Source organism: Enterococcus sp. C63, assembly GCF_040887215.1.
GTDB lineage: Bacteria > Bacillota > Bacilli > Lactobacillales > Enterococcaceae > Enterococcus_B > Enterococcus_B hirae.
In genome coordinates this window covers 95,842-122,075 of sequence record NZ_JBFOFI010000006.1, presented here as the reverse complement: position 1 = coordinate 122,075, position 26,234 = coordinate 95,842, and the positions used below count along the sequence as shown (strand labels likewise).

The 26,234-nt window shown below is 36.8% G+C and carries 25 protein-coding genes; 8 read left to right on the top strand and 17 right to left on the bottom strand.

The features are described from left to right. Window positions 1-182: 182 nt before the first annotated feature. The 3 genes from AB3H90_RS10140 to AB3H90_RS10130 all read right to left on the bottom strand — a co-directional run bounded on the left by AB3H90_RS10140 (window position 183) and on the right by AB3H90_RS10130 (window position 3,255). Complete coding sequence (locus AB3H90_RS10140; RefSeq protein ID WP_368016669.1) at window positions 183-2,255, bottom strand: DNA topoisomerase III; 2,073 nt, start codon at window positions 2,253-2,255, stop codon at window positions 183-185. Further along, entirely contained in the window at window positions 2,188-2,565 is a 378-nt protein-coding gene (locus AB3H90_RS10135; protein ID WP_010720800.1) for a DUF1033 family protein, read from the bottom strand. Before AB3H90_RS10135 ends, AB3H90_RS10140 begins: the two co-directional genes overlap by 68 nt. A gap of 123 nt (window positions 2,566-2,688) precedes the next feature. Then, entirely contained in the window at window positions 2,689-3,255 is a 567-nt protein-coding gene (locus tag AB3H90_RS10130) for a TetR/AcrR family transcriptional regulator (protein ID WP_034700638.1), read from the bottom strand. A 149-nt stretch (window positions 3,256-3,404) separates the two neighbouring features. On the opposite strand from AB3H90_RS10130, the gene AB3H90_RS10125 reads away from it, so the two are divergent. After that, window positions 3,405-4,706 carry a multidrug efflux MFS transporter gene (locus AB3H90_RS10125; protein WP_010737145.1) on the top strand — a complete coding sequence of 434 codons (1,302 nt, stop codon included), beginning with the start codon at window positions 3,405-3,407 and terminating at the stop codon, window positions 4,704-4,706. Window positions 4,707-5,007: 301 nt separating this feature from the next. On the opposite strand, the gene AB3H90_RS10120 is transcribed toward AB3H90_RS10125, so the two are convergent. The 9 genes from AB3H90_RS10120 to AB3H90_RS10080 all read right to left on the bottom strand — a co-directional run bounded on the left by AB3H90_RS10120 (window position 5,008) and on the right by AB3H90_RS10080 (window position 12,859). After that, window positions 5,008-5,709, bottom strand: a complete 702-nt coding sequence (locus AB3H90_RS10120) for a hypothetical protein (RefSeq protein ID WP_368016668.1) — start codon at window positions 5,707-5,709, stop codon at window positions 5,008-5,010. A 378-nt stretch (window positions 5,710-6,087) separates the two neighbouring features. Beyond that, entirely contained in the window at window positions 6,088-7,215 is a 1,128-nt protein-coding gene (locus AB3H90_RS10115; RefSeq protein ID WP_094940990.1) for an aminotransferase, read from the bottom strand. Between the two features lie 432 nt (window positions 7,216-7,647). After that, window positions 7,648-8,769, bottom strand: coding sequence for a tRNA 2-thiouridine(34) synthase MnmA (gene mnmA, locus AB3H90_RS10110; protein WP_010720804.1), 1,122 nt, complete (start codon window positions 8,767-8,769; stop codon window positions 7,648-7,650). Window positions 8,770-9,085: 316 nt separating this feature from the next. Beyond that, window positions 9,086-9,697 (bottom strand): hypothetical protein, encoded by a 612-nt coding sequence (locus AB3H90_RS10105; RefSeq protein ID WP_368016667.1) that lies wholly within the window; start codon window positions 9,695-9,697, stop codon window positions 9,086-9,088. Window positions 9,698-9,775: 78 nt separating this feature from the next. After that, a complete protein-coding gene (locus AB3H90_RS10100; protein WP_240273605.1) occupies window positions 9,776-10,087 on the bottom strand; it encodes a hypothetical protein in 312 nt (103 codons plus the stop codon). Between the two features lie 39 nt (window positions 10,088-10,126). Then, window positions 10,127-10,411 carry a hypothetical protein gene (locus AB3H90_RS10095; protein ID WP_010720808.1) on the bottom strand — a complete coding sequence of 95 codons (285 nt, stop codon included), beginning with the start codon at window positions 10,409-10,411 and terminating at the stop codon, window positions 10,127-10,129. A gap of 98 nt (window positions 10,412-10,509) precedes the next feature. Continuing rightward, window positions 10,510-11,289: a hypothetical protein gene (locus AB3H90_RS10090; RefSeq protein ID WP_080292488.1), complete on the bottom strand. Its 780-nt coding sequence runs from the start codon at window positions 11,287-11,289 to the stop codon at window positions 10,510-10,512. Window positions 11,290-11,519: 230 nt separating this feature from the next. Then, on the bottom strand, window positions 11,520-12,059 hold the full coding sequence (locus tag AB3H90_RS10085) for a hypothetical protein (RefSeq protein WP_306173524.1): 540 nt from the start codon (window positions 12,057-12,059) through the stop codon (window positions 11,520-11,522). Window positions 12,060-12,238: 179 nt separating this feature from the next. After that, window positions 12,239-12,859, bottom strand: a complete 621-nt coding sequence (locus AB3H90_RS10080) for a hypothetical protein (protein ID WP_368016666.1) — start codon at window positions 12,857-12,859, stop codon at window positions 12,239-12,241. Between the two features lie 664 nt (window positions 12,860-13,523). Between AB3H90_RS10080 and AB3H90_RS10075 the strand changes: the two genes are divergently transcribed. Continuing rightward, entirely contained in the window at window positions 13,524-14,912 is a 1,389-nt protein-coding gene (locus AB3H90_RS10075; RefSeq protein WP_368016665.1) for a YiiX/YebB-like N1pC/P60 family cysteine hydrolase, read from the top strand. A 105-nt stretch (window positions 14,913-15,017) separates the two neighbouring features. Continuing rightward, window positions 15,018-15,467, top strand: coding sequence for a hypothetical protein (locus tag AB3H90_RS10070; RefSeq protein ID WP_368016664.1), 450 nt, complete (start codon window positions 15,018-15,020; stop codon window positions 15,465-15,467). A gap of 125 nt (window positions 15,468-15,592) precedes the next feature. On the opposite strand, the gene AB3H90_RS10065 is transcribed toward AB3H90_RS10070, so the two are convergent. Beyond that, on the bottom strand, window positions 15,593-16,198 hold the full coding sequence (locus AB3H90_RS10065) for a metallophosphoesterase (protein WP_368016663.1): 606 nt from the start codon (window positions 16,196-16,198) through the stop codon (window positions 15,593-15,595). 206 nt (window positions 16,199-16,404) lie between these two features. Here AB3H90_RS10065 and AB3H90_RS10060 point away from each other — a divergent pair, with 206 nt between their 5' ends. Further along, window positions 16,405-17,181: a hypothetical protein gene (locus AB3H90_RS10060; RefSeq protein WP_368016662.1), complete on the top strand. Its 777-nt coding sequence runs from the start codon at window positions 16,405-16,407 to the stop codon at window positions 17,179-17,181. Window positions 17,182-17,305: 124 nt separating this feature from the next. Here the strand turns inward: AB3H90_RS10060 and AB3H90_RS10055 are convergent, their stop codons facing one another. The 4 genes from AB3H90_RS10055 to AB3H90_RS10040 form a co-directional block, all read right to left on the bottom strand. Further along, entirely contained in the window at window positions 17,306-17,647 is a 342-nt protein-coding gene (locus tag AB3H90_RS10055; RefSeq protein ID WP_010720816.1) for a DUF1831 domain-containing protein, read from the bottom strand. Between the two features lie 75 nt (window positions 17,648-17,722). After that, window positions 17,723-18,853 (bottom strand): cysteine desulfurase family protein, encoded by a 1,131-nt coding sequence (locus tag AB3H90_RS10050; protein WP_063627518.1) that lies wholly within the window; start codon window positions 18,851-18,853, stop codon window positions 17,723-17,725. 176 nt (window positions 18,854-19,029) lie between these two features. Further along, on the bottom strand, window positions 19,030-20,004 hold the full coding sequence (locus tag AB3H90_RS10045; RefSeq protein WP_034700648.1) for a ribose-phosphate diphosphokinase: 975 nt from the start codon (window positions 20,002-20,004) through the stop codon (window positions 19,030-19,032). A gap of 81 nt (window positions 20,005-20,085) precedes the next feature. Next, entirely contained in the window at window positions 20,086-20,934 is an 849-nt protein-coding gene (locus AB3H90_RS10040) for a dihydrolipoamide dehydrogenase (protein WP_368016661.1), read from the bottom strand. A gap of 179 nt (window positions 20,935-21,113) precedes the next feature. Between AB3H90_RS10040 and AB3H90_RS10035 the strand changes: the two genes are divergently transcribed. The 4 genes from AB3H90_RS10035 to AB3H90_RS10020 all read left to right on the top strand — a co-directional run bounded on the left by AB3H90_RS10035 (window position 21,114) and on the right by AB3H90_RS10020 (window position 26,187). Continuing rightward, window positions 21,114-23,021 carry a M13 family metallopeptidase gene (locus AB3H90_RS10035; protein ID WP_368016660.1) on the top strand — a complete coding sequence of 636 codons (1,908 nt, stop codon included), beginning with the start codon at window positions 21,114-21,116 and terminating at the stop codon, window positions 23,019-23,021. Between the two features lie 962 nt (window positions 23,022-23,983). Then, window positions 23,984-24,949 carry a biotin synthase BioB gene (gene bioB, locus AB3H90_RS10030; RefSeq protein ID WP_368016659.1) on the top strand — a complete coding sequence of 322 codons (966 nt, stop codon included), beginning with the start codon at window positions 23,984-23,986 and terminating at the stop codon, window positions 24,947-24,949. Continuing rightward, the gene (gene bioD / locus AB3H90_RS10025) at window positions 24,939-25,616 is read left to right on the top strand and encodes a dethiobiotin synthase (protein ID WP_368016658.1); all 678 of its coding nucleotides are present in this window, start codon (window positions 24,939-24,941) and stop codon (window positions 25,614-25,616) included. Before bioB ends, bioD begins: the two co-directional genes overlap by 11 nt. Beyond that, window positions 25,603-26,187: a biotin transporter BioY gene (locus tag AB3H90_RS10020; protein ID WP_368016657.1), complete on the top strand. Its 585-nt coding sequence runs from the start codon at window positions 25,603-25,605 to the stop codon at window positions 26,185-26,187. Before bioD ends, AB3H90_RS10020 begins: the two co-directional genes overlap by 14 nt. Window positions 26,188-26,234: the final 47 nt, after the last annotated feature.

The following is a 26,234-nucleotide window of genomic DNA, read 5'->3' as shown; positions in this document are numbered from 1 at the left end:
TCCTAAAAATTGTACGTAAAAACAACAATTTATAAGAGGAACCTCATGACTTATGTCTCAGACTAAGCTTCTTTCACACTCTAAACCATGTTACATAAACAGCAATCACTTGAAACCAATCACCATTTTTAACATACAATAGTGGTCTCAAAAACCATTACTGATTTTCACCGAATGACACATTACTTCTTCATTGCAGCTTTTAAAGCTGCAGCAAGCGGGCTTTCTTCCGATTCTTCTGCTTGCGTGTACTTTTTCAATAAACGACGTTCTTCGTGCTTCGTCATTTTTTTCTTTTGTTCTTTTTTATCTAACATTTTTTCGGTCGTCCCATCATATTTACAACGGAAATAAGCGCCATTTTTGCCTTCGATGATCTCCATTTTCCGATGACATTGCGGACAACGGTGGTTCGAGACTTTTGGATCTTTTCTTCTACGGTAATGACAATCTTGATTCGTGCAGACATAGATTTTGCCATCTCGAGTATTTTTTTCTCTAAGATTGGAACCGCAGTCTGGACATTTTTTCTGTGTGATCGAGAAATCTTGGTAAGATTGTTTACTTGTTTTGATTTCTTGTACCAATCGTTTTGTTTCTTTTTCAATGCCCCTTAAAAATTGGCTAGCTTGTTTTTGCCCCGCTGCAATTGCTTCTAAGTCTTTCTCCCAGCTTTCTGTTAAATCAGGGGTCACTAAGGAAGGATTGACTAATTCCAATAATTGCTTTCCTTTTGGTGAGACTTGCAAGCCTTGCGGTGTTCGTTCCATCAATTCCGATTTGATCAACTTTTCAATGATTTCAGCACGAGTTGCCGGTGTTCCTAAACTATGTTTTTCCATAAGTCCTAGTAAACTCGCCTCTGTCAAAGGCTTAGGCGGTGCCGATAGTTCTTTCTTGATCGTAAATTCTGGTTGGATACGCATTCCCTCCACCCAGTCCACTTCATTGCTCTCCTTTTGACTGACATCTTTCCAGCCAGCTTGAAGGACTTGATTTTGATGGAACACAAATTGTTCTTTGCCAAATGTCACAGTCACTTTTGTTTGACTGATTTTGTGTGGTTCAGCGAATAATCCTAAGAATCGAGTAACAATCATTTGATAGATTTTTTGTTCTTCGTTGCTAAGTTTCTCATAGCGTGGACGATTTTCAGTTGGTAATAACGCATGGTGATCAGTGACTTTACTGTCTTGGAAGACTTTTGTTTGTCGAACAACTGCCCCATTTTTTAAATACGGTTTCACTTCTGGAGAAAAATCGCTGACCGCCTGTAAACGCTCTTTCATCGTACTTTTCATATCACTCGTCAGATATTTGCTATCTGTACGAGGGTACGTCACGATTTTATGCGTTTCATATAAACTTTGGACCAGTCCCAAAGTTTTTTTAGCAGAGTAGCCATAACGTTGGTTTGCTTCTCGCTGGATCTCCGTTAGATCATAAGGTAATGGTGCCGGCTCCACTTTTACTTTTTCTTGGATGGCTGTCACAGTCCCTTTATTTTTAGCTAACTCTTTCACTAATGATTGAGCTTCTTCATGAGATTTCAATGCGAATTGATTTTTTTGAACCATCTTTGCTTGTTGTTTTTGCACATCTAATAAAATTGAAAAATAGGTTTGTGGTCTAAATGTCTCAATTTTCCGTTCTTGTGTTCTAACCAATGCGAGTGTTGGAGTTTGAACTCGACCAGCAGATAGATTATCTTGATACTTCACAGTCAGCGCCCGTGTCACGTTCAATCCTACTAACCAGTCAGCCTTTGCTCTAGCTAGCGCCGAATAGTAAAGTGCATCATAGTCTTTTGCGGGCTTCAATTGTTTGAATCCTGTCTTGATTGCTTTATCTGTTTGGGAAGAAATCCAAAGACGTTTCACTGGTTTATTGAAGCTGACATATTCCAAGATCCACCGAGCAACCAATTCCCCTTCTCTTCCGGCATCCGTAGCGATCACAGCCTCTGACACATCTTTACGTTGCGCCAATTGCTTGATTGTTTTTAATTGGTGACCTGTTTTAGGCAGTGGTTTGATTCCTAAATTTTTAGGAATCATCGGCAACGTTTCCATTTGCCAACTTTGCCATTCTTTATTGAGGTCTTCAGGCATTTTCAGCCCTAACAAATGACCAAGGGCCCAAGTAACGATCACCTTGGGTCCTTCGTAATAATTTTTGTGTTTTTGATTAGCACCAAGCACCTTGCTTAGGTCTTTCGCAACGCTTGGTTTTTCCGCTAGAATTAGTTGTTTCATAAAATTCCTTTCTGCTTTCTAAAGTGATTGGCTGATGATTTTTCAATAAGGCTAACCCTTTATATTGTTGAAGATCATCATCACATTCTTCACACCAGCGCTCGTCTCCGTCATTCCAGAAGGCACTTAGAAAGTTGCTTTTTGCATGGATATATTCGTATTTATTTTTGATTGCAAGCCATTTTTGTTCATAATTAACCTGTGCTTCTTCAAAAGAATCAAATGTTTCTTCTACTTCGATATCCTCTTCCCAATTCTCAAAGAACCACCAAGGCTCATTATCTCCGAACATTGTCACTACTTGATACATACTCGTGCTCCTTCTCTACGATTTTACTAGACTCATCTTAGACACTTTTCAAGAAAGTTGCAAGAAATTTCTCTTATAAAAGGGACATTTTATGAATTTGTCTATTTTAAAGAAACGTACTACTTATTTACTTGGTAAAGTGGCAATAAAGTCATTGATCATCCAAGAATAACTCTCTTCAGGAGACACAGTTGCTTCCTTTGTGAAATAACCTAAAAATCGTAAAGACAAATAGCCATGGATGATACTTCGCAATTCTCTGCTGCGATGCGTTTTTTCTTTTCGGGTCAAGTCAAAGGCATCAAATAATTGTAGAATGATCTGGTTCGTTTCATAGATTCCTTCTAACAAAATCTCCTCGTTGGTGTGAGGGACACTGATCAACAACTCGTAAACGGCCTGGTTCGCAAAAGCAAAAGACTGATAGACTTGTGCATAGACACGCAGCGCCTCTGCTCCGCTTTTTCCAACCAAAGAACGACGCAACGCATCGTTTAACTCTTGTAATAATTTTGCAGTTAATGCGGTCTTTACATCACGCATATTTTTAAAATGATTATAGAGGGAAGGAGACTTGACGTCTAGCGCCTTAGCCAGGTGTTGAAAAGTGACTTGTTGAACATCCATCTCTTCCGCTAGTCCACGAAAGCAAGCGATGATTTTTTCTTGAGATAGATTTCTTTTTTTCATTTCGTTGTTCCTCTCGTATGTTAACTACTTAACAACTTTAGTTTACCATGAAAAACGAACTTAAAAAAGAGGCTTCCATTGATAAACTACACATTGTAGTTTATAATAAGCGAATGTAAATGAAAATTTTCAGAAAGAAGGACATAACAGTGACCACACGCATCAAAGAAAAATTATTTAGGAAAAGAGAAACTTGGGAACAAAACTTATTTGTCTTATGGTTTGGGACTTTTATGGCAGGAATTGGGTTTAGCTTAGTTATGCCGTTTATGTCACTATACATAGATACGTTAGGTAACTATAGTACGTCGCAATTGAATTTTTGGAGTGGGTTGACCTTTTCTTCTACGTTCTTCGTCACCACATTGATTTCTCCTTGGTGGGGCAAATTAGCCGATCAGAAAGGCAGAAAATTGATGCTCTTGCGTGCTTCCTTAGGGATGGCTGTCGTTATTGCCTTGATGGGTTGTGTGACCAGTGTGTATCAACTCGTTGCACTTCGGTTGTTACAAGGGATCTTTTCTGGTTACATCAGTAATGCTACTGCCCTTGTCGCTACTGGTACGCCGAAAGAAAAAAGTGGTCAAGTCCTAGGAACATTGGCTACTGGTTCCGTCACAGGAACGTTGCTTGGTCCTTTACTTGGGGGGATTTCAGCCTCAGCATTTGGTTATCGTCCAACTTTCTTCATCACAGGAATCATTTTATTTTTCGTCTTTTTATTAAGTCTTTTCTTTGTTCATGAAACATTTGTACCTATTAAAAAGGAAAATATGGCTTCTGCCAAACAAATATTCAAAGAATTGAAATATCCCCATGTCGTGATTGGTATGTTCGTCACAACAATGATTATTCAAGCTTCGAATAATTCTATTAGCCCAATCATTAGTTTATATATTCGTCAATTACTAAATGGACATGGCAGTGTCACGCTGATTAGTGGGATCATTGCTTCGATCCCAGGAATTGCCACATTGATCGCCGCTCCTCGTTTTGGTCGCTTAGGCGATAAAATCGGGAGTGAACGTATTTTAGCCATTGGCTTAGGATTTGCAATTTTAGTTTATATCCCAATGGCCTTTGTGACGAATGTCTGGGAACTGGCTGCGTTGCGTTTTTTGATCGGTATTTCAGATGCTTGTTTGCTTCCAGCTGTCCAAGCTTTGATCACCAAATATTCCCCACATCACGCCGCCGGTCGGATTTTTAGCTACAATCAATCCTTCCAAGCAACTGGGAATGTCGTTGGTCCAATGATTGGTTCGAGCGTTTCAAGCGTGTTTGGTTACCGAGGAGTCTTTCTTTCCACTTCTTTACTTGTTTTAGTGAACTTCTTACTAGTACGTCGTAACACACAAGAAATCCATGACAATGAGCTTGTTGACTCATCAGAAACATCCGATACACCTGTCCTTTCTTCAGACAAACACACACAACCTCATGGACATTGATTGCTTACTAATAGTCAATCTGGATAAACAAGAACTATCGTCATATTCCAGATTGAAGAGGCCCCCAAAAGCTCAATTGGCGTTCCATTGCTTTTATTTACATTTGGAAACAAGGAGCAACGATTGATATCGATTTAGATTGATAAAATTTGGAAAATAAAGGACAAGGTGTCAATAATAGGAAAGATAAGTCTAATTTTGATGTTATAAATCAAAATTAGACTTATCTTCTTTTTGAGAAAGGATTATTGTTCCACACTCATAAATTTTATATTTTCTAAGTTATAAATGAATGATCATTTTACATATTACTGTCAATCCAAGCAGTATCATTACCTACTCGAAGATAAAGGTACATTGACTTAGTGAGCCCATTGCTAGACAAGGCACCTTTTACTCCACCATATGCTGAATAACCTGCTTGTTCTTTTTTTCTAAATATCCCACTAGAAATCGGAGACCAAGAGCCAAAACCAGCAAAGTTTACACCATAGATTCTATCAATTTGATCATATCCACCTTGCACACTTGTATAATCAGCTTTAAAAACTAATTCAAACCCAAATGAAAATCCATGGATAGCTGTCCCTTTACAAATAGAATACCCAGATCCGCTAGTCCAACTTCCACCTTCTCTCCAAGTACTACGTTTTTGATTTGTATTTTGAGAGTCTTCAATATCCTTTGCGATATTTTCTATTACACTATTTTTATTGACTATACTTCCCTCTTCATCATAAAATACTGCATCCGTAAAATCTACCTGAATCTTTTCAAATGTGCTTGTCGTTCTGTTATTAGTATAATTTTTTGTTTCAAACACATATTTGCTTATTCTTGAAGTTTTTTGTTCCAAATTATAAACATTATCAAGACTTAATTCTAATGGTTCATTGGCTTGTGATGAAATTATATCTGAAGCATGAACATTAGTAACACCATTAAAACATGTTAAAGCTGTAACACTTAATATTCCTAATCCAACCATCTTCCTAAAAAACATTTGCATTCCTCCTATAGTATATGATATTATTTTCCACAAGGTTATAATAACACTTATTAAAAAATATACAAAAAAACGCTCTCTTGTAGTAAAATAAAGCTTTTTATAAAAAGGAGAATAATTAAAATGGGGAATTTAATTATAAAACTTGTGTTATCTTTTAGACTTATTTTTACATTTTTAGTTATTATTTTAGTAGTCCTCTCTATCACTTATATTATAAAAAATTTGAAGAACAAAAAATAAAAAAGAGCGTGTTTGGCAATATCCAAAATAATTATTTTATTCCTAACAAAATTGATAAAAACACACCTTAAATTAAAGAGACCTCCAAAAGATAGACCAAAAAATCTAACGTTTGGAGATCTCTTCAATTTCTCAAGCTTTGTTATTTCCACGTTCTTTTAGATATTCTGAAAGTAACGCTAACCCTTTTTCTAATGTTTCTTTCTTACAACAATACCCTAAGCGCGCATGCTGAGGCACCCCATAGGCACTACCAGGGACCAGTAAGACACCAGTTTCTCTCAGAAGATCAATACAAAATTGCTCATCATCTTCTGTTATGTTCAAGCGAATGAATGACGTTGATACATGATTCGGTAACACTAATTGGACATTTGGTTCATCAGCCAGCCATTTTTCAACGATGGCCAAATTATCCGAAACGATTTTTTTATTTCGTGCAAGGATCTTTTCTTTATTCCTCAGTGCGTGAACCGCTAATGCATCTGACAAAACACCACCGCTAAGTACTAAATAGGTATGGTATTTTCTTAAACGCTCAATGATTTCTTGATTCGCTGCTACCCAGCCGATGCGTATACCAGGAACAGAATAAGTCTTTGACAATGAATTAGTCGTAATCCCCTTGTCATACAGATCCACGATTGAGACAAAATCTCCCCCTGCTAATGGGGCATACACCTCATCCATCAAAATATACGCATCGACTTTTTCGGCAATTTCGATAATTTCTTCCAATGTTTGGCGATCCAACAATGTACCTGTTGGATTATTGGCACTATTTAAACAAATCATTTTAGTATTTGGTTGGATCACATCAACTAATTTCACACTATCAAAACGCCATTCCTCTTCTTCTGTGAGTGGTACGAAATCAACAGTTGCACCTAAAGATTTGGGTAAGTCATACAATTGCTGATAGGTTGGCAACATGGAGACCACATGATCTCCTGGTTCAATCAATCCATACAGCGCCAAAAGGTTCGCCCCAGTCGCCCCATTGGTTTGAATAATGTTTTCTGAAGAAAGCGATTGATACAAAGAAGCGACTTCTTTTTTGAAAGTTGCCGTCCCCTCGCTCCACCCATAATCCAACGACGTTTTACTCAAAGATTGAAAAAAATCAGTAACTGTCGTTCCGTCTAACCCAATCAGTTCTTCTAACGTCAGTGCTTCGATGGAACTTTGTGCAAGGTCATATACTGCTTCTTTTTCCCACTTATTCAACCATTCTTCCAGTCCAAAATGTGTGATTTCCATCTTTTTCGCTCCTTTTGCTTTCTTCAATATTTTTGATTCACTACTTTCTATTCATCGATACTCAAACAAACCAAGAAACACTCGTCGCTCCTAGATGCCATGTAAATGAGATAAACGATCGGTTTCCGATTTTATTATACTCTCTTTTTAAAAATAACGCTTTCAAATAGATAGAACCGCCTGTTGAAAAAGTCGCCTGACACTGTTTTCTTCAGAAAAAATTATTAGACAAAAATCTGAAAACTCTTTGCTTCAAAAACCCCTTACTGATATTTCAGAAGACACTCTAGCAAAAAAAACCGAGGAATACCAAAAATAGGCGAAACTATTTTCGGATTCTTCGGCTTATTTCTCAGAACTAAACTTGTCTTAACTCTTTTCTTGTTCTTCTAACAAAAGAAAGTTGTTCAAAGAGCTGTTCGCAAGCAAGATTTACACATATTGCAAGACTTTTTCTTTATTGTAGGCATGATCAATCAAGCCACCACCAAGACACTCCATTCCATCATAAAAGACGACAGCTTGACCTGGTGTGATCGCCCGTACAGGTTCATCAAAAATCACTTCGGCACGATCGCCTTCTAATAACCGAACCGTTACCGGCACATCTTGTTGGCGGTAGCGGAATTTAGCTGTACATTTAAATTCCTTTGGCATTGGTTCATTCGTTGTAAAATGGATTTCGCTCGCATCAAGGCTTGTTGCATATAAGGCAGGATGATGAAATCCTTGTCCTACATATAACGTATTCGTTGCAAGATCTTTTCCGACTACAAACCAAGGTTCTTGTGATGCACCGCCACCACCAATCCCTAGGCCTTGTCTTTGACCGATCGTGTAATACATCAATCCAGCATGTTGACCTTTGACTTCACCATCAAGTGTCACCATATTTCCTTTTTTAGCTGGTAAATAATTACTTAAAAATTGTTTAAAATTCTTTTCGCCTATAAAACAAATCCCAGTGGAATCTTTCTTTTTAGCAGTTGCTAAACCTGCACGTTCCGCAATTTCACGTACTTGTGTTTTTTCCATACCACCTAGTGGGAACATTGTTTTCGCTAATTGTTCTTGTGACAATTGGCTTAAGAAATAAGTTTGATCTTTGTTGTTATCTACACCACGAAGCATATGTGCTACGCCATTTTCGTCACGCACTACTTGCGCATAATGCCCAGTCGCTACGTATTCAGCACCTAGATCCATCGCATAATCTAAAAATGCTTTAAATTTGATTTCTTTATTACACATCACATCTGGATTAGGTGTCCGTCCTGCTCGGTATTCAGCTAAGAAATATTCAAATACACGATCCCAATATTCTTTTTCAAAATTGACAGAATAATAAGGAATCCCGATTTGTGAAGCAACTTTCGCTACATCCTTATAATCTTCCGTAGCTGTACATACACCATTTTCATCCGTGTCATCCCAGTTTTTCATAAAGATCCCAATGACGTCGTAGCCTTGTTCCTTTAGTAAAAGTGCTGTTACAGATGAGTCGACACCGCCACTCATCCCAACGACAACACGTGTCTTGCTGTTGTCTTTCATGGTATCACCATCATTTCAATTAGATTTTCTGAAATCATCTACGAGTTGAAGGTCGCAACTTTTCAGTGCTTTACATTATACGATATATTCTTGAAAATTTCATCCCTTATTTATCAAAGTATCAGTATAGCCTTTTAATCACTTTTAAAAAAAGAAAATTGGAATCGTCTTTCTATCATTTGCTTTTGTTCAGTCGATTGCTCATAGTTAAAGACTATCCACATGAAGAAAATAAGCGTAAGGAAATAAAAACAAGTGACAAAGAAATAATTAACACTAAAATTTTTGCTATGACACCCCACTCTTAACTTATTCTTTATAGCCAAGAAATTTCGTTAATCAAAAGAACCACGTGAAAATAAGTAGCAAAGAAGTAATTGATCCCTAGTAATACCCACTTAATTTTTCCATCCTCGAGTTGTGCGGAAAGAATAAGTCCAATCAAGCCAAAGTAAGTCAGTAAAATCAACGCCCCAATTATCTCCCAAGAAAAATGTCCAGCTAATAAGTAATTCCCCCAAATAAAACAGGCAAGTGAAAATAGCAATGGTAAACTAACTATAACCATTTTTCCCCATTTTTTTTGTGAACTAAAAAATAGCATCGTTGATACAAATAAATAGCACAATCCTACCATAATTATTAACCAACCAGAGGGTTCAAAAATAAAAAGTCCTAAAACGATAAAAATGGCAAGTCCATGGACACAAAGAAAATGGACAATCACGACGAATCCTCTTAAGAACTTAGACCGGCTACCTCTCGAAAAAATCAAGCTGACTCCACTCAACACGCAACAAGAATAATAGGATAAGAGCAACCACGCTGCTTGTTCCTTTATAACGAATGGCACAACACCTAAAGCGATACAACTACCTAACAACCCCAACGAAACAATCGTACAGGTTTTACTATTTTTTGAAATCATCCACACAGCTCCTTTTTTATAGACTGGATCTAATTTCAATAGAAACATTTCTCTCACCGTTCATTGCTTGGTTCTTACTCATTTAAGTTCGTTTGCTCTTATTTTTACGCTCATTGCCAAAAAAATTTCACAAAGGTATTGAAAACGACAAGTATTTGCAAATGGGTAGCAAAAAAAATAATTGATCCCTAATAAGAACCATCGCCAACGTGTCTGTCGGATCTTCATTGATAAGTAAATTCCTGTAATACCAAGAATAATCATCAATAATTCTAAAAATAACCCTTCGATATCTAAGTAAAAATCATAAATATAGTACAGCGTTAGGAAACAACTAATCGATAGAATCATAGCAAGACATAGCCCTTTATGGTCAACTATTTTTTTCATCTTTTCTCCTTCAATAATTTTTAAAAATGCCAAACCGATTCAATTAAATCTTCGCCAAATATCAAACCAGTTATCAAGCCAGCTATACAGCCAATTATAGAGACTGATAAAATTTAGAAGGATCACTACTATTTTTAGATAATTAGATTTGATCTTGGTAGCAAAGAAAAGGCTAGCGCCACCTAATAACCAACACGTAATCCTCACTAACAATAGAAAATTAAGCTCATCTGTTTGGATATAGCCAACATAAGCAACACTAAAAGATAACGCTAACAAAACAAATGAAATGATGGTACAGGTTTTACTTTTTAATGGGATCATTTTCTTCTCTCCTTTTCATTCTTCAAACACATTTTTTAGTATTTTTAATAAGAATACTCATCTCTCCTAAACACTTGCCTTTGTCAAATACCTGATAGTTATAGACCAAAAATCCAAACGACGATATGGAAATAGGTTGCAAAAAAATAATTGATCCCTAAGAGAACCCACTTGACTTTTCTATTCTCGTTCTTGAGGTTCGCCGCAAGAATAAGACCAACCACCCCAGACAAACTTAGTAAAATCAAAAATCCAAGCGTACGCAAATAATCCCCAGAGGTAAGGTAACTGTAGTGGACCCTGATAAAAAAGCCAGCTGACAAGATCATTGGTAATCCTAAACAAATGATCGCTACTCGTTTCTGATCTTTTGTTTTCAGTAACCAGATAGATAGTAGCAAATAAACAATTAGCGCAATAAGCCAATCAAATCTTGCAATACTAACAAAGCCGATAAAAATAAATACGACTCCAAAAATACAAGCAAAATGAATGAAAGCTGCCCATCTTTTTAAAAGTTTTGAATGTACACCAGTAGAAAAAAGCAAACTGAGTCCACTGAGTAAACAACAAAGATAATAGATGAACACAAGACTGATCTCTATAAAAAGTCCGACTGACAAAGCCATTGGCAATCCCAAACAAATGATCGCCTCGCGTTTCTGATCCTTTTTTTTCAGTAGCCAAATTGTTAGTAGCAAATAGGCAATTAAATCATATCTTTGAATGCCAATAAAACCGATAAAAATATATAAAACCCAATAAAGACAGCCAAAATGAACGATAGCTGTCCATTTTTTTAAAGGGGTGGCATACACTCCGGTAGAAAACAACAAACTAAGTCCACTGAGTAAAAAGCAAAGACAATAGATTAACACTAAATTTACTTCTGAAAGATTGTGAAAAGATTTCACAATTATCCCAACAGAGCCCCTCATTACTAATAATGTACCTAGAAAAATGCTACAGACGAAGAAAATCATGGAATACTTCGTACAGGTCTTACTTGTTAGCGACAACATCCACACTACTCCTTTCTAACAAAAAACCTTTTTATATTCTAGCAAGCCACTTCCCTTTCCAGTACTCGATATGTATGTAAGACGTCTCACTGAAGAAAGATGTAGATATGGAAATACATTGCAAAAATATAATTCAACCCTAAGAGTATCCATTTGACTTTTCTGTTCTCGTTATTGATGTTTACTGAGAGAATGAGTCCAATTAATCCAGACAAACTCAGTAGAATCACATAACCAGTCCATTCCCAGCTAGCTCCAGAAGTTAGTAGCTCGTAATTGATTTTGAGAAAGAGCCCTATTGAAAACAACATCGGTATCCCCAAGCAAACGATTGCTACTCGTTTCTGACTTTTTGTTTTCAATAACCGGATGGACACGAATAAATAGGCCATTATCGCAAGGATAAAAATGAAACCTTGAATGATCATTAAACCAATCCAAAATAGACCAATGAAATAAACACAACTAAAATGACTAATTCTAATCAACCATTTTAACTCTTTTGAACGTACACCGGTCGAAAAAATCAAACTGATGCCACTAAATAAACAGCAAAGATAATAGAAAAAAAAGCCACTTACTTCTTGATAATGACTAAATGGAGCAAATCCATGCTCCCCTGCCATCCTACTCACTACTAGTAAAAAAATGGAGGAAATACTACAGGTTAAGAAAATCACTGTAAACTTGGTACATACCTTACTTGATAATGGCAACATTTACACTACTCCTTTCTAACAAAAAACCTTTTTATATTCTAGCAAGCCACTTCCCTTTCCAGTACTCGATATGTATGTAAGACGTCTCACTGAAGAAAGATGTAGATATGGTAATAAGTTGCAAATAAATAATTAATACCCAAAAGTATCCACTTGGCTTTTCCCTTATCGAGTTGCGTTGAAAGAATCAGACCACTTAAACCTGATAAATGAAGAATGACTATGTATCCAATGGTGTCCCATGACCATTCCCCCCCATAAAGGATTAGTTCGTAATTGAGCTTGATAAAAAAGCCAATTGAAATAATCATCGGTATCCCGAAGAAAGTGATCGCTAGCCATTTCTGCTTGCTTGCTGTCAGTAAAACGATAGCTAGGAACAAATAAAGAACGATTAAAAAAAGTACATGGAAAAGAAAAGCAAAAATAAAGAGAGAAAAACAATAAACACTACTAAAATGAATAATCGCCGCTGTCCGTTTTAAAATTTTTGAATGCGTACCTGTAGAAAAAATCAAACTGAGACCACTGAGCAAACAGCTAAGATAATAGAAAATCATCAGACTTCCTTCTGGAAGATCACTTAACGGAATAAATCCATTAACTTTACCAAGCAAACCAACAATCATCAACATCATTAAGAAAAAACTACCGATTAAGAAATTTCTTGAAACCTTTATACACGTTTTACTGTCTAGCGATAGCATTTGTACCACTCCTTTTTTATTTTCCTAACTAATTTTTTAAAAATGTAGCAAAAAATAGACCGATCAATCCTGACACCATGATAAGAAAGAACGGAACCAAAGTTTTAAGAACAAGATAATACATGTAAAACGCTATCACACACCCAAGAGACACTGACATGGATAGCACCAAACCAACTAGATAAGCCTTCATTCTCATCTTCTCCTTTTATATTAATGAACAAAGTAAAATAGAATTATCATAATCTGTGAAAAAAACATTTATTAAAAAAACTACCCTTTTACCATTTTTTCTAGAAATAATCGATTACAAAATCTAGATTCAGCAAAAAGGTTAAACTTATTTGTTTAAAAAATGTTATCTTAAATTAAATAAAACCTAAAATTTAATAACAAATAATCATTATACACATTAACTAGGTTACACTTTTTTATTACCCCCTTCTATAAAACCCTAAATAAAAGCTAAAAAAACAACAAAAATACTCTGTATTTATCATAAAAACAAAATAACAACGCTTACAATCTTATTTTAATTTATTCCATTCTAGCTGTTATGTCTTCGTATTTCACGTCAATAAAAAACAAAAATAACAAGTGTTTATAGATGCTAGATTATTTTTCATATGTTATTATTTTATCATAAAAATTAGGAGGAATACCCGTGAAATTTAAATTATTTTTTATTGTCACCTTTTTATGGACACTTTTGTTTGCTGTTCCTGTCACCGACGCCCATGGCGATACCACAACTGATGAACAACTGACTGAATACTATGATTTTTTCAAAAATGAATACGCTTCCTTTGATCAAACCTTTGAAGAATTCACCGCTAATTATTATCAGCAAACCACCTTGAAAGATACCTTGTCAGACGAAGACCAATTAAAAGAGTATCTGCAATCCGTCAACGACCAATATTTACCAGCAGAAGCAGAACGTTTAGCGAAAATTGCTCCGTTGTGGTCCTTTAATATCGGCAATTCATTAGACAATATTACTTTTGAAGAAAAGCCAACTTACGGAACCTATGATTTATTGAATACCGTGCAACCAGGGGACATTATTTTTGAGAAAAATCGGGCTGAAGTCCCAGCAACTCCCTACTTTCTTCATCATGTGATGATTGTCGAAGGAATTTATGAAGAAACCCATATGATTAATGGGAAAGCAGAAACTTTCCGATATATTCGGACTATCGAAGCGACTAGTAAAAGTGATGATCTTCCAGATAAGGCAGGTGGAGTGGTCTATGGAGTATTAGATGATCAACGATTTGATTATACTGAAGCAACAATTTTACGAGTCCCGGAAGCTACTGCTTTGCAAAAAAATGCAGCCATTCAATTTATGCGCAGTCAATTAGGCAAGCCTTATCATATATCAATAGATTTTCTTCAACATAAGAATCGTTTATCTTCCAGAGAAAATTGGTATTGTTCCACACTTGTTTGGGCTGCTTACATGAATGCGATCCCAGATGGTAGAATTGATGATAGAACCCCAGAATATTATCCTAATTTTCAAGGGATTGATTTAGAAACTGATGATTTACTTAATGAACCTGGTGTAACACCAAATGATATCTTACGTTCGGATAAAGTTGAAAAAACCAGCCCTTCCTTTGTAGATTATCAATATTACTTGCAAAATGTTATTAGCTCACCAATCGGAGGACCCGATGAAAAAGTAGCCGACTTTACTTTCAGATCCAATTCAAATATATACAACCTAAGAAATGACTATTACTTCATCGCCATCGACCAAAACACCCAGAAACCTTACCGAAGCACGGAATTAACTTTAGGTCGTAATGTTTTTGGGAAAGTGGTGGCGCAATTAAATGCTTTTGCCAACTTCCAGTTAACTAAAGAAGCCGAACAAAAATATGCAGATCCCAAAATCCCGGTGATTCCAAAAATGATTGCGACCGAAGACATCCCAAACTATGTGATGAACTGGATCAATACCTACACACACTGTTCCTTCGAGATCGTCTATTCTTCAGATATCACGACTGATTTCAATCACTTAAGTTACAATCCGAGTTAAACGAAGATCGATAAAAAAGCCCACCCAATCAAAGGGTATCAAGTCAATCAAATCATTCATACGCCACCGGCTTTTACTCAACAACGATTTGATTATACGGAGAACTTGTCGATCTATGAACTATATAACTTGAGCAACCCCAATCCTTTAAATGCCGATGTTGCTCATAATAAAATGGCGGGTGGCTGGTATTATTTCTACAATCATTTTTACGCCTTAGTTAAACTAGAAAATGGCACCTATCGTTATGCGACGTATTTGCGATTCCATGGTTCTTTTTCAACCGCCGTCGCTTACCGAAATGGCTACGGTCTGAATTATGATTACCATATGACCGCAGAAGCTAAAGAAAAATATGGCAAATATTACAACAATATCATCAAGAACCAAACTGTTGATTACGGGATCGATTGGTTGAATCAACATACGACAGAAAAAACTTTGATCGTTTATTCAAAAGATATCGCGCAAGACGTGAGCAAACTAAATCAAGGTACCGCAACAGTCGCTAAAGGGTATAATGACAATGGTCAATATGTCTATTGCATTTTATAAGGACTAGACTGAACAAAAAAATCACTATCCATCATATGATTAATAATCCTCTTAAGTTCGCTTTAACAGCGAACTTAAGAGGATTATTTTTTCTAGACTAGCAGAAATGTTTTACGTCCTTATTTTTATTGAAGACGTGCTAATTCTTGTTGTTTGGCTTCGTAAATTTCTTCAATGTCATCTTCTGATAACGGTGTGCCAAAGGGTTGTTGCACTTTCAACAGTTCTCTTTCTGGCGCATCTACACCGACATTCACATCATTACCGATCGGTACACTATAATGATGGATATGTCCATGAAGATTACGGATACTATCGTTTGATCCCAGCAACATTGGATAATGAGTCAAATAGTATTGCTGATGATTGAATTTGATGATAGTTCCGACATCATAAAAATAAAACTTTTTTGAACCAACCTTGTTTCCTGGATCATGTTTTTCTAAATACCTGAAAAAAGCACGGCTGTCATGGTTCCCCTTGATCAAATGGATTGTCCCATTGAGTTGTTGCACCAACTCCAGTATGTCTTGGCTACCTTTTTCATATTGTGGGTGCATCGCCAGATCGCCTAAGTGATACACATGATCGGTTTCTTTGACAACTTTATTCCAGCTATTGGTTAGTTGCTGATTCATTTCTTCCACACTAGCAAATAAACGAGGGGCAAAATCATTTTTGCCTAATAAGTTTTTATGAAAAAAGTGCATATCACTAATAAAAAAATTCATATTGACCCCTTCTTACGTCTTTTTCTTTTAGAATAAACAACAACAAAGAATTAAACAAATATTAGCTCTTTTTCTATCAAAAGTGATTGTCTGTTTAACTAAAAAGCGGTTGTTCATTGTTCTCATTGCCTATTGTGTACAATGCTAGAAAAAAGTAATCACAAGTAAATCATGGTAAACTTAAGGAAAAACAGGAGGTATTGATTATGCCTATCAGCTTTCATACTACTCTGACTCCTTCAGCAATCGAGATTACGTTACCAAATGAACATGGGAAGATGACTATCACAAAAGAAAAACCAGCTCTACCTGATCATTCACTTTATCTATTTTTCAAAAACAAACAATGTATCGCAATCGGTCAAAACGTGGTACCTAAAAGTTGGGATCACATCGTATTGGTTCAACTTCCTTGGGATCTTGAAGCCAGTCATCTAAGCTACCTACTTCAAGAACAGGCAGAATCAACGGGATTGACAGTAGAAATCGATGATTCCGCAAAAGAAACGATCCCTCAAGTACAAGTCAAAAAGTTAGCGGAACCAGTCGAAGAAATCACAAAAATCTTGGCAGTATTTGGTTACTCTTTAGAAAAAAGCAGTCCTCAAAAGAAAAAGCCGGCAAAAGCAAGACATCGTTGGACGAAAGAAGTTAGTGAGATCCCTTTTACTGTCAATTTTAGAAACAGCCAGGCAACGCTTTATTGGATCAGTCGAAATGAACTGTTGATCAAAAAGGGGGCTATACTATTAGCTGAAGCTCCTTTAAATAAAGACGGTTCCGTCAGTTATGCGGCAAAATATGGGGATAAATTACGTGATGATTATAAAGATAGCATTGTAGGAAATAAAACGAGCAAAGATATTATCGTCAAAAGCGTCAATGAAGCAAGTCTGTTACTCTACTTCGGTGGAACAAACAGCTGGTTAGAAATCATTGATGAAAATGGTAAATCCTTAGATGAGTGGACAAAAGTAGAATAGAGGAATGGTTATTCTCTAGCGATTGTCCCGTTTCAATAGATAGTAAAAAAGCAAAGAAATCAGCTTTACTAGCTGTTCTCTTTGCTTTTTTTACTGGCAACAATGATAGATACGTTCGACTTCCTTAGACTTTTTCAAATAATCCTCGGCTGATCATACCATCCATCAAAAAATAAAATTTATCTTGACTCATTTTTTGTCGGTCGTCTTTAAAAATATTGACTGCTTTCAATCCGTTAGCTGTCGTAATAGACATTTTTAGTGTTTGGATATCCTTTGAAACAGTGATTTTTAGTTTAAACCCTTCTTTGCTTTGTGGGGTTGCATCTAGCGGACGGATCAACTGATAATTGCCGCCATTTGTTTCGGTAAATCCATTGTCTCTCAAAGTGTAACGTTTTGCATCTGGATGTAAACGATAACTTGTTTTTGCTCCTAAAACTGTGGCTGTTTTTTCAAATGCCATGATTTTCACCTCGGTAAATTGATTTCTACTTTTATTATAAAAGTTTCTTGCATCATTTACTAGGTTTTTTCCAACTTAGATTGATTGGATCAATACATCAAGAAAACGTTGGACTTCTTCTTTGGTATTGCCGTAACCAAAACTGATTCGTATGGATTCTTTAAGGATTGGTGTATCTTTCCCATACATTGCCTCCAGCACATGCGAAGGTTCGATATTACCAGCTGTACATGCTGACCCAGTAGATATCGCAATCCCATTAAGATCCAACTTCATCAAAAGTAAGTCATTCGCAACACCAGGTAATCGAAGGTTTAACACATGTGGTAATTTGTTGTTTAAATCACCATTAACTTGATAAGAAATTCCTTCTTTTTCCAAGGTATTCAAAATCAATTCTTGGAATCCAGCATATTTTTCACTTCGAGCTTCACGTTCTTCGGCAGTTAAAAGTTTGACCGCTTGCGCCATTCCCCAAATACCTGCGAGATTTTCAGTACCTGCTCGCCGCTTCTCTTCCTGTTCTCCACCTAAAAGTAGTGAAGGAATATTTATGCCATCTTTTTTATATAAAAATCCTACGCCTTTTGGTCCATTGATTTTATGGGCAGAGATGCTAAGTAAATCAACACCTAACTCCCTTGGATGAATCGTCTGATTCCCATAAGCTTGAACCGCATCGGTATGAAAATAAGCAGGGTGTTCCCGCAATCGTTCGCCGATTTCTTTGATTGGCATCAAATTCCCGATTTCATTATTCCCAAACATGATCGAGACTAAAATCGTTTCATCACTTAATGCTTCATCAAAGTCAGTTAGTGAAATATTGCCTTTTTCATCTACTGGTAAATACGTGACTTCAAAGCCTTGTGTTTCCAGATATTTCATTGTATTCAAGACAGCAGGATGTTCGATAGCGGTAGTGATCAAATGATTCCCGTCTTTTTTTCGTGAAAAAGCCGTTTCAAGGATCGCTGTATTATCGCCTTCTGTCCCTCCACTATTAAAAATGATTTCATGATCATTGACTTGTAAACTATCAGCAATAAGTTGTCTTGCTGTTTCTAACTTTTCATGGGCAATTCGGCCGAAGCCATGGATACTCGAAGGATTCCCAAAGGTTTCTTGCATCATTGTGGTCATTTCTTGAATGACGTAGGGATGCATGGGCGTCGTCGCTGCATGATCCAAATAGATTTTTTCCAACTTCTTTCATCCCTTCCAAATAGAACTAGGCACATTCTAGCATAAAATAAGCAAGTTACCAAAGAAACAATCACTAAACCAGGATAGTTTCCCAACTTTTAGAAAAAAATTCGTTCCACAATTCGTGCTACCACGATTGTCGAACGAATTTTATTTCATCACTTAACAAAAAATGATTAATCAAATACTTTTTCTTCTAGACGGAACAATGGACTCATTGGTGTATTTTCATGAATTCGTTTAACCGCTTCTCCCATCAGCTCTGAACAAGTAACAATCGTTAAATTGTTAGGATGACGTTCTTCTTGAGTAAATACAGAATCAGTGATGCAGATATCTTTAATCGGTGCATCATCTAAAATTTGTTTTGCAGGAATAGACAACAAGCCGTGTGAAGCACAAGCATAAACCTCTTTTGCTCCGTTTTCTTTCAAAACATTAGCAGCTCGAGCAAGCGTTGCACCAGTATTCAAGATGTCATCGACCATGATACATGTTTTTCCTTGGACATCGCCAATCACATATCCACTATTTTCATCTGCATCATCGGCGTGATCTACGATCGCCAATGTACTATTCAAATATTCAGAAAGACTTCTTGCACGTTGGACACCACTATTTTTTGGTGAAACGACAACAATATCGTCACCTGTTAAACCAAGTTCTCGGTAATAGTGAGCAAACAATGGCATTGTGAATAAGTTATCTACAGGGATATCAAAGAATCCTTGGACTTGAACTGTATGCAAATCCAATGTCAGCACACGAGTTGCGCCAGCTTCTTGGATCAAATTAGCAATCAATTTAGCTGTGATCGGTTCATGTGGTTTTGCTGTACGGTCTTGTCTGGCATAACCGTAATAAGGTAACACAACATTGATTGTTTTTGCACTGGCACGTTTCATCGCATCGATCATGATCAATAATTCCATATAATAATCATTAACTGGCTGATTGGTTGATTGCACGATATAAACATGATCCCCACGAATACTTTCTTCGATATTGATCGAGATCTCTCCATCACTAAATTGTTTTACGACACTTTTTCCTAGCTCCGTTCCAAACACCTTGGCAATTTTTTCTGCCAGTGGTCGATTTCCATTCAAGCTAAAGATTTTCAATGTGTCATCCTGATACTTTTTACTCATGTTGTCCTCCCTATTGTTCTCTCTTCTTCGATAGTTTAACATATTTTTTCCAGTTTTTCTGGTAATTTCTGTAAATAATTTTTAAGGCAGCGAAACAGTTCCATTACACCAACTAGCAGGAATCAATTGATCCGTGTTGCCCCAGTTGTCATGAACTTTGTAAAAGCGTTCTCCAGAAGAGGATTGATAATATGCATATGCAGTGACCCAATGATTGCCATAGGTGCTCCCTAATACTTTCAACACCCCTAAGATCACAGGTTTTCCTTGGCGAATCCGTTTAGTCGCTCGCTGCCAAGAACCAAGCATCGTACTTCTAGCAGACACTCGATTTCCTGTATGTTTTAAAAACTTCGTGATACCATGACTGACTTGACCGGGAACCGTCGGAAGTCCTAGCGGCTGGATCGCTTGGCGTAATGCTTCACTTAGTTGCGCATGGTCTTTCGTTCCTTTTTCACGTAACGTTGGAGAGAAAAACAATTCGTTTTGAAAATCTTGGTAATAAGCAATAAGGACAGTTGCAGCATAGGTCCCACAAAGATAGCCATACGGTGTCCGCCAATTTTTATAGTTTAAAAACCGTTGTTCAGGCAATCCCACCCAACAATCCAAAAGTTCTTGTCCGTTTTCCTTTGGCGCAATCAAAGCTTTTTCACGATTATCTGCAAGCCAACGAGAAATATTGGTGACTTCTGCTTCAGTCATCGGTACGAGTTGATAAGCTTTTCTTGCATCTGGGTAGGAGTGGCTCGCAGGACCGTATTCTATTGGTTGTTTGTTTTGATCTAGGATGACATAACTACCATCTTCAAAAATTAAAGCGTAACCCTTTTCTTCATCCTTCATCGCCAACTGTTCCACAGCGCTTAACCGTTTCTTGATACCATCTAGATTCCATTCGATTGATTGTTCAAATACAGTTTTCAAGAACGAATCACCTCCGTCTTTTTTATTATAAGTGAAATAAGGAGAAAAACAAATCAGATAGACTAGTTCTGCTGTGCCTACGGCAAGACCCCAACAAGTGCTTCTTTCCTCTTTCTATTTGTTTATTCGCTGTTTTTATATGATAATAGGAACATTAGATAAAAAGGAGCGATAACCGAATGAACAAAGAACTTATAAAGCAAGACTTTTTTGAAGCTGTGAATGAAGAATGGCTAAAAACAGCCAAGATCCCCGCTGATAAACCAGCCACTGGCGGTTTCCAGGACTTAGTTGACGGTATCGATGATCTTTTGATGACAGATATTGATCATATGATGGCTGAACCTGATAAAGTCCAATCAGATATGATGCGTCACTTTCTTCATTTTTATCAATTAGCTAATGATTATGATCGAAGAAACCAGTTAGCTGCTAAACCGTTGCTTCCTTTAATTGAACGAATTGAAAAAATCGAATCTTTTGAAGACTTGAACCAACAATTTCCTACTTGGACATTGGATAGTTTACCTTTACCATTTAGCTTAGATGTCGATGCGGATATGAAAAATGCACAAACAAACGCATTATTTGCTTATCCCCCTTCATTATTTTTACCTGACAAAACTTACTATACTGCAGAACATCCAAATGGTGCGCAACTATTAGGCGTTTTCTTTGATATGATGGTCCAACTCGTTGAATTAACCGGAAAAGAAAAAAGCCAAGCAGAGGCAATCGTTGAACAAGCTATCCAATTTGATCGATTGGTTGCGCCTCATGTTAAAAGTGCGGAAGAAAAAGCGGATTACAGCAAAATGTACAATCCCCGGTCATTTGACACCTTCATCCACTATACCGATAAACTGGATCTGGAAAAGTTGACAGTGGGATTGATTGGTACCACACCGGATAAAGTAATCGTGACGGATCCTGTTTATTTTGAACAGTTAGGCGAACTACTAACCACAGAACATTTTCAATTGATCAAAAGCTGGATGATCGTCCGAACGATTCGTTCGTTGAGTAGTTATCTATCAGAAGACTTTAGACAAATCAGCGGAATCTTCTCACGGACACTCTCAGGCACAGATGAAGCCATGCCGCAGAAAAAAGCTGCCTATTACTTAGCTTCAGGTCAATTTGACCAAGTCGTTGGCGATTATTATGGCAAAAAATACTTTGGTGAAGCGGCCAAAAAAGATGTTGAGCATATGATCGAAAAAATGATCTCTGTCTATAAAGATCGTTTAGAAAAAAACAACTGGTTAAGCGATACTACTCGAAAAAAAGCGATCATCAAATTAGATAAACTAGGAGTTCAGGTCGGCTATCCAGACCAAATCCCTTCGTTATATACGAAGTACCAAACAGTGACACAAGAAGAAGGCGGAACCTTGCTTTCCAACGCTTTAGCCTTCAGCAAAATCGAATTGAAAGAACGTTTTGGTCGCTGGAATCAACCTGTTGATCGGACGGAATGGGAAATGAGTGCTGATACAGTCAACGCCTATTACCACCCTTTCAGAAATGTCATTGTTTTTCCAGCTGCTATTTTACAAGCACCATTTTATAGTTTAGAACAATCAAGTTCAGCAAACTACGGTGGGATCGGCGCTGTCATCGCCCATGAAATCTCTCATGCCTTCGATAATAATGGTGCCTTATTCGATGAATATGGTAATTTAAATAACTGGTGGACGGAAGAAGATCTAGCGCACTTCCAAGAAAAAGCCCAAGCAATGATCGAAGAATTTGATGGCTTATCATTTGCTGATGGTACTGTTAATGGTAAGCTTACTGTTTCAGAAAATATCGCAGATGCGGGCGGTCTAAGTTGTGCTTTAGAAGCAGCAAAAACCGAAGCAGATCACTCACTAGCAGACTTTTTCGTCAGCTGGGCGACGATTTGGCGGACAAAAGCAAAAAAAGAATACCAACAATTGTTGTTACAAATCGACGTTCACGCCCCTGCTAAATTACGTGCCAATATCCAACCCCAAAACTTGATGGAATTTTATGAAACATTTGCGATCACTGAAAAAGACGCGATGTATCTTCCACCTGAAAAACGAGTGCATATCTGGTAATACAGTTAAAAAACGCTCCAATGGCAATAAGAAAATTTTTTGAAACAACCTCTCATATAAAAAAATTGACTTATTTCAAGGAGCGGTTGTTTGAACACTATTTTTCTCTTTACGAGGGACTGAGACAAAAGTTGTCTCAGTCTTTTCTAGTATCTCTAAAAACGGATAAACGGCGTTCAAGAAGCAACTCCTCAACAATAAGCGATGATTTTCTAAAATATGAGGAGCTATTTTAAAAAATCCTCTCTTATTCGCTCGGAGCTAAACGCTTCTTTCACAGCCTCTTGCTAAACGGTGTTCAAACATCAGCTCCTTGAAATAAGCCTGAATTTTTCAAAACATGAGGAGCTGTTTCAAAAAATTCTTTCTTATTGTCATCAGAGCTACCCGATGTTTTCACGACCTCTGATTCACGGTGTTCAAAGAGCTGATCTTCGGCGATAAGTCAAAAAATCTCAAAACATGGGAAGCTGTTTCGAGATTTCCATCCTTAATGCTCCTGCGATTACTCGTCGCAGTTTTTACTTGGTGAGCGCTCAGGTCAAAACACTCTTTTCACGACCTCTTGTTCACGGTGAGACAAAAGTAGCATCTTCGGAAAATTTGTCGAAATTTACCAAAAATTTGAGAAGCACCAAGTAGGTAACAATCAACATCAAAAACGAGTTTTTTTGTTTCTTGTCAATTTTCGGAAATTCCTTCTTATTTCTTGATGCTGAACACTTTTGTCTCAACCTATCTTAATATTATCATTTACTTTTCTACCAAGCTCATTTTGACTACCCACAAACCAACTCCACTTAATAAAGAAAAATAAATCCTTCCATCTTCCTTCACTGTTCTCTACTGTTATCTACCCTTTCCGACCATAAATAGTCATAAAACTGCATCATTTCATTTACCTCTTTATTTTCGTTAACCTTTGTAATAAAATTAGTTAACGAAAGTAAAGAGGTGTTTTTATGGAAAATCTATTCGAACCTTGTGTTCCGCTAACAAAAACAACATGTCTGGAGATACTAAAAGACAAAACTAATTTATGGGGGTATTATGCACAAGCCCTTCAGCTCAAAACAAACAAGTCACAAAATATCATCCGTCTGAATACATTGCTGAATGCTAAGAGCGGCTTGTGTAGAGAAGATTGTGGTTATTGTGCGCAATCAAAAAAAAGTTCTGCAACGATTGAAACATATGGATTATTACCCAAAAAAGAAATCATTCGTAAAGCGTTGATTGCTAAAAAGAATCATTCCTGTGTGTTTTGTATTGCGTTAAGCGGAACACGCCCATCAAAAAAAGAAATCCATCTTTTAGGTGAGGCAATTCAAACGATCAAAAGCATAATGTCGATTGAGATTTGTTTATCCATTGGCTTAGTTACAGAGGAACAAATTGATTATTTAAAATCGTGTGGAGTAGATCGGTTGAATCATAATCTTAATACTAGTCGAGATAATTACCCAAACATCACAACGACCCATTCCTATGATGATCGGTTAGAAACATTAAACAAACTTCGTCAGCACAAAATGAATATTTGCTCTGGTTTTATTTGTGGCATGGGAGAAACAGATGAACAATTAGTCGATCTGGCTTTTGACTTAAAAGATCAAGAGCCTTATTCCGTTCCAGTCAATTTTTTACTTCCAATTGCTGGAACAATGTTTGAGGAACACAATGAATTAACCCCTATGAAATGTTTAAAAATCTTAACCATGCTGAGGTTACTATTCCCTACTACAGAACTTAGGGTAAGTGCCGGAAGAGAGTTTCATTTAGGAGAACTCCAACCATTTGCTTTATTGATCGTGGATTCTATTTTTTTAGGCAACTATTTGACAGAGAAAGGAGCACCTATTTCTGAAGATCAAAAAATGCTTGATCGTTTAGGTTTAGTTGTGGCTGGTGTCTGTGATGAAGAATAATTATATTATTTGCGGGATTCATACCGATTGTGGAAAATCAGTGATCAGTGTCTTACTCTATGAATATTTACGTAATCTGACAAATCAGGAACCGTTACTCGTGAAACCGATCCAAACAGGACCGTTTCCTGATACAGATTTTTATCAAGCCTGCCATATTGAGAAACAAAATATTGTTCATTTCTATTCAATGTCATTAGAAGCTTCTCCACATATCGCTAGCAGAAAAGAACAACAATGGATCGATTTACTTGTCTTGAAGGAAAAAGCAAATGTTGTCTTGAAAAAAAATCGACCCACGATTTTTGAATTAGCAGGTGGTCTGCTTTCTCCCATTAATGACTCGCAAACCATGTTAGACATGATCAAACTTTTGCAATTACCGGTTATTCTCGTTACGGATAATTATTTAGGTGCAATCAATCATACGTTGCTAACGACTAGTTTATTACAAAGCGAAAACATTCCAATAGCAGGTCTGGTTTTTAATTCAAGTAAAGCAAATGAAAAGAATGACATGGAAGATTTAAGCCAATGGATGACAGATAAGACAGGAATCACACAAATTGGCAAATTACCCTATTTAGAGGATTTAACTCATTGGTTAAAATCGAGAACAAAAAAAAGAGAACTTAGTAAGGAGTGGCATTTAAATGTATACAAATAGGCGAGATATCACCATGATGGCGATGATGATGGCATTATTGATCATCACAGCAAAACTAGTGATTCCGTTACCACTATTCGATTATTTATCTTTACAAATTATAACGATTTATCTGATTTATCCTTTATTAGGAACAAAATACGGGCTCATTGTCACATTCAGTTATTTGATCCTAGGGCTCATTGGATTACCGATTTTCGCTAGTGGCGGAGGTATTTTTTATATTTTTAAACCTAGTTTTGGCTTTCTACTATCTTTTGCAACTTTCCCACTGATTCAAGCCGCCCTGTCAAAATTGTTCTGGCGTAGAAAATGGCACCCATTAAAAAAAATCCTGATCATTAACTATTCAGGATTACTTTATCTCTATTTAATCGGTCTGTTGTATAAATGCTTGATTTTATTCTTTTACCTTAAAGAAACGAATGTTCTTTACAGTGTGCTAGCAGTTTCCACATTGATTGATTTAAGTTGCGATATCTTACTTGTGTTCGTAGCTAGTTTGCTTACCTATAAGTTATTGCCACTCATTCATAAGCACAAACTAGCAAACCAACTCTTTATCTCCTAATAAAAATCCGCTATTTCAGCGATTGGAAAAGAATCGAACCATCGGCT

Bases quoted from the DNA above. Each gene is read 5' to 3' on its own strand.
- AB3H90_RS10135 (WP_010720800.1), bottom strand. From the start codon at position 2,565: ATGTATCAAGTAGTGACAATGTTCGGAGATAATGAGCCTTGGTGGTTC.
- bioD (WP_368016658.1), top strand. From the start codon at position 24,939: ATGAAGAATAATTATATTATTTGCGGGATTCATACCGATTGTGGAAAA.
- AB3H90_RS10140 (WP_368016669.1), bottom strand. From the start codon at position 2,255: ATGAAACAACTAATTCTAGCGGAAAAACCAAGCGTTGCGAAAGACCTA.
- AB3H90_RS10130 (WP_034700638.1), bottom strand. From the start codon at position 3,255: ATGAAAAAAAGAAATCTATCTCAAGAAAAAATCATCGCTTGCTTTCGT.
- AB3H90_RS10020 (WP_368016657.1), top strand. From the start codon at position 25,603: ATGTATACAAATAGGCGAGATATCACCATGATGGCGATGATGATGGCA.
- AB3H90_RS10085 (WP_306173524.1), bottom strand. From the start codon at position 12,059: ATGGCAGGGGAGCATGGATTTGCTCCATTTAGTCATTATCAAGAAGTA.
- AB3H90_RS10080 (WP_368016666.1), bottom strand. From the start codon at position 12,859: ATGCTATCGCTAGACAGTAAAACGTGTATAAAGGTTTCAAGAAATTTC.
- AB3H90_RS10045 (WP_034700648.1), bottom strand. From the start codon at position 20,004: ATGAGTAAAAAGTATCAGGATGACACATTGAAAATCTTTAGCTTGAAT.
- AB3H90_RS10065 (WP_368016663.1), bottom strand. From the start codon at position 16,198: ATGAATTTTTTTATTAGTGATATGCACTTTTTTCATAAAAACTTATTA.
- AB3H90_RS10095 (WP_010720808.1), bottom strand. From the start codon at position 10,411: ATGATCCCATTAAAAAGTAAAACCTGTACCATCATTTCATTTGTTTTG.
- AB3H90_RS10035 (WP_368016660.1), top strand. From the start codon at position 21,114: ATGAACAAAGAACTTATAAAGCAAGACTTTTTTGAAGCTGTGAATGAA.
- AB3H90_RS10120 (WP_368016668.1), bottom strand. From the start codon at position 5,709: ATGTTTTTTAGGAAGATGGTTGGATTAGGAATATTAAGTGTTACAGCT.
- AB3H90_RS10055 (WP_010720816.1), bottom strand. From the start codon at position 17,647: ATGGCATTTGAAAAAACAGCCACAGTTTTAGGAGCAAAAACAAGTTAT.
- AB3H90_RS10060 (WP_368016662.1), top strand. From the start codon at position 16,405: ATGCCTATCAGCTTTCATACTACTCTGACTCCTTCAGCAATCGAGATT.
- AB3H90_RS10115 (WP_094940990.1), bottom strand. From the start codon at position 7,215: ATGGAAATCACACATTTTGGACTGGAAGAATGGTTGAATAAGTGGGAA.
- AB3H90_RS10105 (WP_368016667.1), bottom strand. From the start codon at position 9,697: ATGATTTCAAAAAATAGTAAAACCTGTACGATTGTTTCGTTGGGGTTG.
- bioB (WP_368016659.1), top strand. From the start codon at position 23,984: ATGGAAAATCTATTCGAACCTTGTGTTCCGCTAACAAAAACAACATGT.
- mnmA (WP_010720804.1), bottom strand. From the start codon at position 8,769: ATGAAAGACAACAGCAAGACACGTGTTGTCGTTGGGATGAGTGGCGGT.
- AB3H90_RS10100 (WP_240273605.1), bottom strand. From the start codon at position 10,087: ATGAAAAAAATAGTTGACCATAAAGGGCTATGTCTTGCTATGATTCTA.